Annotated in this window: 9 protein-coding genes and 3 pseudogenes; 5 read left to right on the top strand and 7 right to left on the bottom strand. The window is 67.2% G+C overall.

The window, feature by feature from the left end; genetic code table 11:
- Positions 1–144: 144 nt before the first annotated feature.
- Positions 145–1,518 (top strand): annotated as a pseudogene (locus VHA82_RS17590) (sensor histidine kinase); the annotation flags it as partial.
- Between the two features lie 87 nt (positions 1,519–1,605).
- On the opposite strand, the gene VHA82_RS17595 reads toward VHA82_RS17590, so the two are convergent.
- Complete coding sequence (locus VHA82_RS17595) at positions 1,606–2,187, bottom strand: Crp/Fnr family transcriptional regulator (protein WP_325546130.1); 582 nt, start codon at positions 2,185–2,187, stop codon at positions 1,606–1,608.
- 278 nt (positions 2,188–2,465) lie between these two features.
- On the opposite strand from VHA82_RS17595, the gene VHA82_RS17600 reads away from it, so the two are divergent.
- A complete protein-coding gene (locus tag VHA82_RS17600) occupies positions 2,466–3,179 on the top strand; it encodes a sensor histidine kinase (protein ID WP_325546132.1) in 714 nt (237 codons plus the stop codon).
- Positions 3,180–3,215: 36 nt separating this feature from the next.
- Here the strand turns inward: VHA82_RS17600 and VHA82_RS17605 are convergent.
- Together VHA82_RS17605 and VHA82_RS17610 are read right to left on the bottom strand one after the other, a co-directional pair.
- Positions 3,216–3,476: pseudogene (locus tag VHA82_RS17605) on the bottom strand (L-serine ammonia-lyase, iron-sulfur-dependent, subunit alpha); the annotation flags it as partial.
- An 83-nt stretch (positions 3,477–3,559) separates the two neighbouring features.
- Positions 3,560–3,745: pseudogene (locus VHA82_RS17610) on the bottom strand (helix-turn-helix domain-containing protein); the annotation flags it as partial.
- 89 nt (positions 3,746–3,834) lie between these two features.
- On the opposite strand from VHA82_RS17610, the gene VHA82_RS17615 reads away from it, so the two are divergent.
- Genes VHA82_RS17615 through VHA82_RS17625 form a run of 3 tightly spaced genes read left to right on the top strand, consistent with a single transcriptional unit; the run spans position 3,835 to position 5,125 of the window.
- Positions 3,835–4,047, top strand: coding sequence for a DUF2892 domain-containing protein (locus tag VHA82_RS17615; RefSeq protein ID WP_325546134.1), 213 nt, complete (start codon positions 3,835–3,837; stop codon positions 4,045–4,047).
- Complete coding sequence (locus VHA82_RS17620) at positions 4,044–4,586, top strand: RNA polymerase sigma factor (RefSeq protein ID WP_325546136.1); 543 nt, start codon at positions 4,044–4,046, stop codon at positions 4,584–4,586. Before VHA82_RS17615 ends, VHA82_RS17620 begins: the two co-directional genes overlap by 4 nt.
- Positions 4,583–5,125 (top strand): isoprenylcysteine carboxylmethyltransferase family protein, encoded by a 543-nt coding sequence (locus tag VHA82_RS17625; protein ID WP_325546138.1) that lies wholly within the window; start codon positions 4,583–4,585, stop codon positions 5,123–5,125. Before VHA82_RS17620 ends, VHA82_RS17625 begins: the two co-directional genes overlap by 4 nt.
- 480 nt (positions 5,126–5,605) lie before the next feature.
- Here the strand turns inward: VHA82_RS17625 and VHA82_RS17635 are convergent, their stop codons facing one another.
- The 4 genes from VHA82_RS17635 to VHA82_RS17650 are packed head-to-tail and all read right to left on the bottom strand — an operon-like array spanning position 5,606 to position 10,007.
- Positions 5,606–6,634, bottom strand: a complete 1,029-nt coding sequence (locus VHA82_RS17635; RefSeq protein WP_325546140.1) for a uroporphyrinogen decarboxylase family protein — start codon at positions 6,632–6,634, stop codon at positions 5,606–5,608.
- Between the two features lie 40 nt (positions 6,635–6,674).
- A complete protein-coding gene (locus VHA82_RS17640) occupies positions 6,675–7,379 on the bottom strand; it encodes an ABC transporter ATP-binding protein (RefSeq protein ID WP_325546142.1) in 705 nt (234 codons plus the stop codon).
- Positions 7,372–9,150 (bottom strand): branched-chain amino acid ABC transporter ATP-binding protein/permease, encoded by a 1,779-nt coding sequence (locus VHA82_RS17645; protein WP_325546144.1) that lies wholly within the window; start codon positions 9,148–9,150, stop codon positions 7,372–7,374. Before VHA82_RS17645 ends, VHA82_RS17640 begins: the two co-directional genes overlap by 8 nt.
- The gene (locus tag VHA82_RS17650) at positions 9,147–10,007 is read right to left on the bottom strand and encodes a branched-chain amino acid ABC transporter permease (RefSeq protein WP_325546146.1); all 861 of its coding nucleotides are present in this window, start codon (positions 10,005–10,007) and stop codon (positions 9,147–9,149) included. The genes VHA82_RS17645 and VHA82_RS17650 overlap by 4 nt, the downstream gene beginning before the upstream one ends.
- Positions 10,008–10,251 lie beyond the last annotated feature (244 nt).

Below are 10,251 nucleotides of genomic sequence, written 5' to 3' on the forward strand. Positions count from 1 at the left end.
TAGTCTGCCATGGCGCATCTTGCCGAAGTAGCGTGCGAGGATGCCCGGTTCGGCGGCACGACGGACCTGCGCGATGCGCAGGCGCTGCTGCGGATTGCGGCGACGATGGGGCGGCTCGGCGCGTGGAGCGTCGAGCTGGATGGAATGAAGCTGCATTGGTCCGACGAGGTCTGCGACATTCACCAGGTGCCGCGCGGCTTCACCTGCAGCGTGGAGCAGGCCGTCGAGTTCTACGCGCCGTGGGCGCGGCCGGTCATGGCCGAGGCCTTTCGGCTGTGCGCCGAGGAAGGCCGTCCCTACGACCTCGAACTGCAGCTCGTCACGGCGCGCGACGAGTGGATCTGGGTTCGCTCGATGGGCGAAGCCGAACGAGATGCGACGGGCCGCATCGTGCGCGTGCGCGGCGCCTTCCAGGACATCACGCAGGCCAAGCAGGCGGCCGAGCGTTCGCGCGAGCTGGCCGAGCGCCTGACGATGACGCTCGAGAGCCTCACCGACGGCTTCTTCACCTTGGACCGCCAGTGGCGCTTCACCTACGTGAACAAGCCCGCCGAGCGGATGCTCGCACGTGCGCGCCACGAACTGATCGAGCAATCCATCTGGAAGATGTTCCCCGAGGCCGTCGGCAGCAAGTTCCACAGCATGTACCGGCACGCAATGGATGGGAACCAGCCGGTCGAGTTCGAGGAGTACTACCCGCCGCTGGGCATCTGGGTACAGGTGCGCGCGTTCCCGTCGCCGCAAGGCCTGGCCGTGTCGTTTCGCGACATCACCGCGCAAGTCGAGGCGCAGCAGGAAATCCTGCGGCTCACCGTGGCACTGGAGGAGCGCGTGCAGGAGCGCACCGCCGAATTGCAGGCGGCGTCGCGCGAGCTGGAGGCGTTCTCGTACTCCGTCGCCCACGACCTGCGCGCGCCGCTGTCCGCCGTCTGCGGCTATGCCCAGATGCTCACCGATTCGGAAGGCAGCGCACTCAGTGCGCGCGGCCGGCGCTTCCTCTCGCGGCTGCTCGCCGCGGGCAAGCAGATGGATGCGATGACCGAGGGCCTGCTCGGCCTGGCGAGACTCACGAAGGCGCGCCTCGAGCCCCAGCCCGTCGATCTGGCCGAGATCGGCCGCAACGTCGCGATGCTGCTGCGCGACGCGACCCCGGATCGGGACGTGGAGTTCGTCGCGCCGCCGGCCCTGGCCGCCGTCGGTGACGAAGTGCTGCTGACGCACGTCATGCAAAACCTGCTGTCCAACGCCTGGAAGTTCAGCGCGCGCAGCGAGCGGCCCCGTGTCGAGCTTGCATCGGTGGCGGCGCCCGACGGCTCGGCGGCGTATTGCGTCAGCGACAACGGCGTGGGATTCGACATGTCGCATGCGTCGCGCCTCTTCGGCGCCTTCGAGCGCCTGCACACGCAGGAAGAATTTCCCGGCACGGGCATCGGGCTCGCCCTGGTCCGCAAGATCGTCGAGCGGCACAAGGGGCGCGTGTGGGCGGAGTCGAGTCCTGGCGGCGGCGCGAGGTTCTACTTCACGCTCGGGGCGCGGGAAGCTACCCCACAGGCGCCGATAGCCGCCGCGAAGCTCGCACGCCCACACAGCGCCATCCGCACGCCGTCACAGCATCGGCACCCACCCTCCCGCGACGTCGGCCAGCCCCTCGCAGTGCAGCAGATGGATGCGCCCATACCCGATGCGGATGAAGCCGGCGTCCTGCAGCCGGCGCAGTTCTTCGTTCACTCTTGAACGGCTCGCGCCCAGCATCCGCGCGAGGTCGGTCTGCGAGACACGCAATTCCACTTGCCGGCCGCTGTCGTGCGGACCGACGGCGAGCCCATGTGCGAGAAGCCGCCGTGCCAGGCGCTGCGGCAATTTCGCGGACACCGCCGCGGCAGCGAAGGAAAGCGCCGCCTCGAAGCGCTGGAGCAGCAGTTTCGGCACGAGCGCGGCCAGATCCGGGTCGGCGCGAGCGATCGCTCGAAATGTGGCGGAGGGCATCGCGGCGCCCACCGTATTGCGTTGCGCGCGCGCCTCGGTCACCGTCACACTGCCCTCCACGAGCGAAGCCGCGCAATAGAAACTCCCCTCTCCGATCGCCGCCACAGGTACGCTTTCGCCAGCCGCGTCGGGCCAGGAAACGATGAGGCTGCCTTCGAGCACCAGCCAGAATGTCTTCGCCGCTTCGTTGGGACCGTGCAAGGCGCCGGCCAGATCTCGAGCGAGGGTCGAGGCGGCAGCGAGTGTGTCCAGCGTGGCTGCGGGCAAATCCCGAAAATAAGCGCTCTTGCCGAACCCAAGGCGGATCCGCGCGTACCCCGGTCTGGCTTCAGGCATGACCGCTCCTGCCGCCGCGAATGTTTCCCGGGGGGACATTCCGGCTCAAATTCGACCCCATTGTTCCAGGCGGAACAAAGCCCGGGTTGCTCGTTCGCATCATCGCACCAAGTGACGGTCAATGACATCACCGCCCAACACCCATGCCTGAACCTCAAAAGGACATCACGATTTTCCCGCAGGACGCGCCGCGGCTCGAGCAGCGTCTGGCGGAACTCGACACGTTCGTCGTCGCCGCCTCGCACGAATTGCGCGAATCCCTGTTCTCGATCGGCGGGTTCGCACGCGCCATCGAACTCGACGCCCAGTGTCTTGCTCCGGCGAACCGATCGCGCCTGCGGCGAATTGCGCACGCCGTGTCGAAGATGGAGCGCGCGATCGATGACGCGGTGGCGCTCGCATGCGCCGAGCGCCTCGAAATGGAAAAGCGCGACCTGCCATTGGACGAATTCGTGCGCGACGTGCTTCGCGAGACGCAGCCCGGCTACCCCGCGACACGCGTCATCTCGAGCGAGCTGCCAATCATCCATGCCGACCCGATCGTCGTGCGGCACGTGCTCGTCAACGTGATCACCAATGCCTTCAGGCATTCGGCGCTGGCGCCCGAACCCGCCGTGGAGGTCTCGCTCGACGCGAGCGGCGCGCTGCAAGTGATCGACAACGGCGTGGGGTTCCCGATGACGAAAGGGGCAGGCACGTTCGAGACGTTCGTGCAGCTCACGCAGGACCCCGCCTACCTCGGGGTCGGCCTCTGCCTCGCCGCTGCCAAGAGGCTGCTGGATCGGCACGGCGGTTGGATGCGCGCGGAGTCGCGCGATGGCGGGCCGACGCGGATCACGATCTCTTTCGGGGACTGATTCGCGTCGCCGTCGTCGAACGATCGCTGGAGCCAACTAGCACGCGACGATGTTGACGGCAAGGCCGCCGAGCGAGGTTTCCTTGTACTTGGTCATCATGTCCGCGCCGGTCTCGCGCATCGTCTTGATCACCTGGTCGAGACTCACATGGTGGGTGCCGTCCCCATGCAGGGCCATCCGCGCGGCATTGATCGCCTTGACGGAGGCGAGCGCATTGCGCTCGATGCAAGGGATCTGAACCAATGGCCGATCGACGGAATGGTGCAGATCGAGAACCTGCCCATTCTCTGCTTGCGCAACTGCTCGGAAAAGCCGGTGATCTCTTCGAGACCGATGAACGACTGCTGCACCTTCGTCATGAGCACAAGTGCTTCGTCCGTAGGCTTGACCGAGCGCCCGCTTTTCTGGAACAGGGGGAATCCCACCACGCGCTGCAAGTCGGCGATCAACCTGCTCATCGAGGGCTGAGGGATTCCGAGCGCGTCCGCGCCCGCACTGACGCCCCCGTTCAGCATGGCGGCCCGGAAAGCCTCGATCATCCGGTGAGTGACTTCCATGCTCGGCATCGTCGCCTTGTTCGATGCGAATCCTTTTCGACAGAATGCCCCTCCTTGCCTACGATGTCCGCTGTGATCGGGCAGACCGAGGTGACGAGATGGTTTACCGCAAGAACATGGGTTTCATGGAAAGCTGGGCGCGGGCGATCGGCGGCACGCTGATCGTGGCGTGCTCGCTCGCCCAAATCGGTCCGACGCTGCTCGGCCTGGTGCTTGCCGCAAGTGGCGCCGTGACGGCGCTCACGGGGCTGATCGGCTTCTGCCCCGCTTGTGCCATGGCCGGCCGCAAGCCACGCGAAAGTCCACGATGATCCGCGTCGATGCAGCCTTGTTCGCCGCCGCCCAGGCCGGCGATCCGGTCGCCATGGAGAGGATGCTGCGCGATCTCCAGCCCGACATCCGCCGCTATGCAAGACACCAGTGCCACCGCACGACAGCCATCGAGGACGTGGTTCAGGAAGCGCTGATCGTGCTGTACCGCCGCCTGGGCAATGTGCGCGACCCTCTGGCCATCGCCGGCTGGATATTCCGCGTGGTCACCCGGCTGTGCATGCTTCCCGTGCTCGGGCTGATACGCGGCGCGGAAGAGCTCACGCAGCGGCACGAGGCGGAGTACTTCGCGCATGTTCCGCAGGACGAGCTGCGCATCGACGTCGTCCGGGCGCTGGAGTCGCTGCCGGACATGTACCGCGAAGTGATCCTGCTGCGCGACATGGAGCAGCTCACCATCACCGAGGCGGCCGATCGCCTGCGCATCACTCGCGAAGCCTGCAAGAGCCGGATTCATCGCGGCAGAGCACTTCTGCGCGAGTACCTGCAAGGCGGTGAGCCGCGAGGAGGAAAGAAATGAAGCCATCTACTGAAGGAAGTTCGTCCGGCCTGTTCATCGCACGCGCCGCCGCCGTCCTGGGGTCGACGGTGTTCTTCGTCGTCGCTCCGTGCACGCTGGCGGGGCTCGTTCCATGGTCCATCACGGGGTGGCAACTCCAGCCGCCGTTCCTTGGCCTGGAGCTGACGCGCGGCCTCGGTGCGATCATGATTCTCGCGGGCGTGCCTGGGCTCGTCGACGCATTCGCGCGATTCGCGCTGCAGGGTCTCGGCACCCCCGCGCCCATCGCGCCACCCCGCAATCTCGTGGTGACCGGTCTCTACCGGTATGTGCGCAATCCCATCTACGTCGCGGTCGTTGCGATCATCCTGGGTCAAGCGGTGCTGATGGGCGATGGGCGCCTCATCGTCTACGGCGCGCTGCTTTGGCTTTTCTTCCACGTCTTCGTCGTCGCGTACGAAGAGCCGACGCTCGAGCAGACGTTCGGCGCAGAGTACGAGGCGTTCCGCGCCGCCGTCCCGCGCTGGATACCGCGGATCACCCCGTGGCGGGCGGAATGATCGACGCAGCGTCGGGCCTGTCCGGTCGATGCCGGGTGCCGTGGCGTCCATGAACGACTTGAACGGGCCCAGCACGCCTCCCAGGTAGGTGGGCGAGCCGAACACCATACCGGCCTCGACCGGAGATTCCATGCCTCGCGGGCGCGGGACGCGACGGTTTCACCAGTCTTCCCGCACCCGCCTCGCGCAGTAGCCGCTGGAAGGCGATGGCGTTGCAGGAACGGCTCGCCATCGACCCGCGCCTGAACCCTCCCGCCGCGAGCGCGCGCACGAGGAAGCCATAGCGCGAAGCTCAGCGCGAAGTTGCCCTTCAGCACCGGGTACATCGCGAGGATCAGCGACTGCATCATGTCGTCGACCATGTGCGATGCGCTGACGGCCGCGAGGATGCGGTACGCGGGTCTTGCCCGCGGGCAAGCCGCGGGCGCGGCTTGCGAGCCTTGCGAGGCGTCCGGCTCGCTTCCTGCGCCGCCCGACGGCTCAGGCGTAGCCGTGCTCTTCACGCAGCGTCGCAGCGGCGCGGACCATCGCTTGCAACTTCCCCCGCGCCACATCGCGCGGCAGGTACTTCATGCCGCAATCCGGCGCGAGCACCACCTGCCGCGGCTCGACATGCTTCAGCGCCTTGCGGATGCGGTCGGCGATCACCTCCGGCGTCTCCACGTTCATGTCGTTCAGATCGATGCAGCCCACGAGCACCTGCTTGTCGCCGAGTTCGCGCAGCACGCTCGTGTCCAGATTCGACTGCGCCGTCTCGATCGACACCTGATTGCAGCGGCAGCCCTTCATCTCCGGCAGGAACGAGTAGCCGCTCGGCCGCTGATGGATGATCGCGGCATAGCCGAAGCAGATGTGCACGCAGGTCGTCCCTTCAACTCCTTCCAGCGCGCGATTGAGCGCCGCCAGGCCATACTGCCGCGCCTTCTCCGGCCGCGCCTGCATGTACGGCTCGTCGATCTGCACCACATCCGCGCCCGCCGCGAAGAGGTCCTTGATCTCCGCATTCACCGCTTCCGCATAGTCGGCCGCGGCCTCTTCCTCGCTCCTGTAGAAGTCGTTCTGCGCCTGCTGCAGCATCGTGAACGGGCCGGGCACGGTGATCTTCGTCCTGCGCGTCGTGTTGCGCTTGAGAAACTGAAGGTCCTCCACCTCCACCGCATGCTTGCGGCGAATCTTTCCGACGATGCGCGGCACCGGATTCGGATGGCCCGACCGGTCGAGCGCGGTGCCGGGGTTGTCCAGGTCCACGCCTTCCAGGGCGGTCGCGAAACGGTTCGAATAGCTCTCGCGCCGGATCTCGCCGTCGGAGACGATATCGAGCCCCGCCTCTTCCTGGAAGCGGATCGCGAGCAAGGTCGCATCGTCCTGCGCCTGCGCGAGGTAGGGCTCCTGCAACCGCCACAACTCCTTCGCGCGCACGCGCGGCGGAAAACGCCCCGCGAGCTTCGCGCGATCGATCAGCCATTCGGGCTGCGGAAAGCTGCCGACGATGGTGGTGGGAAAAAGCATGACTCGATCTCCTTCTCTTCGTCTCGTTGCCGCGCGGACTTCAGCTGCCCAGATAGGCTCGCCGAATCTCGCTGCGCTTCATCAATTCGTCGGGCGCGCCTTCGGCGACGACGCGCCCCAGCTCCAGCACGCACGCGCGATGCGAGATGCCCAGCGCCGTCGCGACGTTCTGCTCCACGAGCACGATGGTGATGCCGCTCGCGCTGATCTTCCGAATCGCGCGGAACATGTCCGTCACGATGAGCGGGGACAGGCCGAGCGACGGCTCGTCGAGCAGCAGCAGCCGCGGCCGCGCCATCAGCGCGCGCGCGATCGCCACCATCTGCTGCTGCCCGCCCGAGAGCTCGCCCGCGGGCGACTTCAGCTTCTCTCTCAGCGCGGGAAAGAGTTGCAGCACTTCGCCGAGGCTTTCGCGGCGCTTCGCCTTCGCGGCCGGCAAGAGGCTGCCGACATCGAGGTTCTCCGCCACCGTCATGCCCGTGAAGAGCCTTCGGCCCTCCGGCACGAGAGCGATGCCCGCTTCGCAATAGCGGTGCGGCGCCACTTGCGTGATGTCGCGGCCGTCCATGACGATGCGGCCGGAGATCGGTCGCAGGATGCCCGCGAGCGTGTTCACGAGCGTCGTCTTGCCCGCGCCGTTCGGGCCCACGACGCACAGCAGCTCGCCCTGTCGAACATGCATCGAAACGTCCCAGAGCGCGCGCGCCTGGCCGTAGGCCACGGTGATGCCCTGCAGTTCAAGCATGACTCGCTCCGAGATACGCGCTCATCACGGCGGCGCTTTCCATCACTTCGCGCGGCGCGCCTTGCGCGAGCATGGCTCCCTGGTCGAACACGACGATGCGATCGGTAAGCGCCATCACGGCGTCCATCACGTGTTCGACGAAGACGATGGTCGTGCCCTGGTCGCGGATGCGGCGGATGAGCGCCACGGCGGATTCGATTTCGGCGGGGGTGAGGCCGCAGAGCACTTCGTCGAGCAGCACGAGCTTCGGGCGCGACGCCAGTGCGCGCGCGAGTTCGAGGAACTTGCGCTGGTGCAGGTTCAATTCGCCCGGCAGCGCCGTGGCTTTCGATTCGAGATGCGTGAAGGCGAGCAGGCGCATCGCCTCTTCGCGCGCCGCTTGCGATGTTCGCACGTGACCCGCGTACATCGCGGCGATCGCGACGTTGTCGATCACGGGAAGTTGCGAGAACGGGCGCGGGATCTGGTAGGTGCGCGCGATGCCCGCGCGCGCGATGGCATGGGCGGGGAGATGGGAGATGTCGCGGCCGGCGAGAACGACCGCCCCGCCGTTCGAGGGGAAATGGCCGCTCACGACGTTGATGAACGTGGACTTGCCCGAACCGTTGGGGCCGAGCAGGCCGAGGATCTCGCCTTCGTTGACTTGCAGGCTCACGTTCGAGAGGGCCTGCAGGCCGCGAAAGGATTTGGAAAGGCCGCGGACTTCGAGCAGGGCCGTCTTTGCTCCCTCTCCCGCTTGCCGGAGAGGGTGGGGGTGAGGGTTGGTGGAGAGGTCGGCCTCGTGGCGCGCGGGCACCCCCCTCACCGCCCCCTCTTCCCGCAAGCGGGAGAGGGAGTTCGGCTTGTGCGCGAATTTCCCCATCACCCCCTGCGGCATGAAGAGAATCCCGACCACCAGAATCAACCCGATCACCCCTTTGCCCAGCACCGCGTACTCCCCGCCCGTGAACGCATAGAGCAGACAGGTGATCGCCACCGCCCCGATCGCGGGCCCGGCCCAGTGCCGCGAGCCGCCGAGGATGCTCATGAGCACCACCGTGAGCGGCACGGTCAGGTTGAACGTCTCCGCCGTGGTCACGTACGACACGAAGAGCGCGTGAATCCCACCGGCCCAGCCCGCGACCGCGCAGCACGTCGCGAGCGCCATGAGCTTCCACCGGTAGGTCGGCACGCCCATCGCTTCGGCCGCTTCCTCGTCGTCGTGGATCGCGAACAGGCCCGCGCCGAAGCGCGAGTAGCGCACGGCCCACGAGATCAGCAAGGCCGCCACGGCCGCCATGAGCATCATCAGATAGAGGCTGCCGGTGGGCGTCGGCGCGAGCTTCGGCACGGGCACGGCATTGAGATAGACGCCCGGGCCGCCATCGATCGGCGTGTTGCCGATGATGGTCGCGATCACGAACGTGACGGCGAGCGTGAGCAGCGCGAAGAGCTCGCCTCGCACGCCTTTCACGCGGAACGCGATCGCGCCGACGCCCACACCGATCGCCGCGGCAACGAGCGCGGCCATCGGCAAGGTCCAGAGAAAGGGCCAGTCGAACTTCGACGCGAGCGTCGCCGACGTGTACACCCCCACGCCGAACCACGCGCCGTGTCCGAACGAGAAGTACCCCCCGTATCCCGAGAGCAGGTTCCACGAAGTCGCGAGCGCGATCCAGAAGAGCGCGAGGTACATGAACGATTCGTAGAACGCGGGCAGTCTGAGCCACGGCAGCGTGGCGAGCACCACGCCCGCGGCAACGAGCGCCGTGGGAGCGGTGCGCCACTTCACGCCGCGCGCCCCGGCCGCGCGAGCAGGATCAGGATGAGCAGCGTGAAGGAAACGAGCGGCGCCCACGAAGGCGACGTCACTGCCATCGTCACGGCTTCGCTCACGCCGATCACGAGTCCTGCTGCGAGCGGGCCGAGCGCGCTGCCCAGGCCGCCCATCATCACCGCGGCGAACACCACGCCGATCCACGCGTACATCTGCGATGGGCTGATGCTGCCCGCGAGTGCGATGCACACGCCCGCGATGCCCGCGAGTGCGGCGCACGTGCCGGCCAGCACGTAGCCGTTGCGCCGCTGGTTGATGCCGAACGCCGCCGCGACGGCTGCGTCTTCGGCGGATGCGCGCAGCGCCTTGCCGAGGTCCGTGTAGCGCAGCATTGCCCACGCGCCGAAGCAGACGACGATCGCGAGGATGAGCGTGAGCAGTTCGGGGATCGGCACGAAGAGCGGGCCCGCGCGGAACTTGAGATCGGACCAGTGCGATTCGAGCTTGCGCGGGTCGGCCGTCCAGATCGATTGCATGAACGATTCGGCGATGCCCATGCAGCCGAAGGTGAGGAGCAGCGACGAGAAGGGCGTGAGCCGGAAGCGTTCGATCAGCGCGTGCAGGCCGGCGCCCGCGCCGAACATGAGCGGCACGATCGCGACGAGCGTGACGAAGGGGTCCATCTTCATGCTCGCGCCGAGCTGCCAGCAGATGTAGGCGGCGATGAAGGCGAGTGCGAAGTGCGCGAGATTGATCGTGCGCAGCAGCCCCCAGCTCAGGCCGAGTCCGAGGCCGAGCAGGCCGTACAGGGCGCCCGTGAATACGCCTGCGAGGATGGACTGCGCGAGCAGCGTCCAGCTGGGGAAGGTCATTCGCCGGTCGTCCCCGCGCAGGCGGGGACCCAGTGACTTGAACGACGCTGGATTCCCGCATTCGCGGGAATGACGGGCGCAGGCGCCACCCACCCCGTCGTCACCGCGCAGGCGAGGACCCGGCGACTCGAACGACGCTGGATTCCCGCCTTCGCGGGAATGACGGGCGCACGCGCCACCCGCCCCGTCGTCCCCGCGCAGGCGAGGACCCGGCGACTCGAACGACGCTGGATTCCCGCCTTCG

Origin of the sequence: Ramlibacter sp. (assembly GCF_035548915.1) — a bacterium.
GTDB lineage: Bacteria > Pseudomonadota > Gammaproteobacteria > Burkholderiales > Burkholderiaceae_C > Ramlibacter.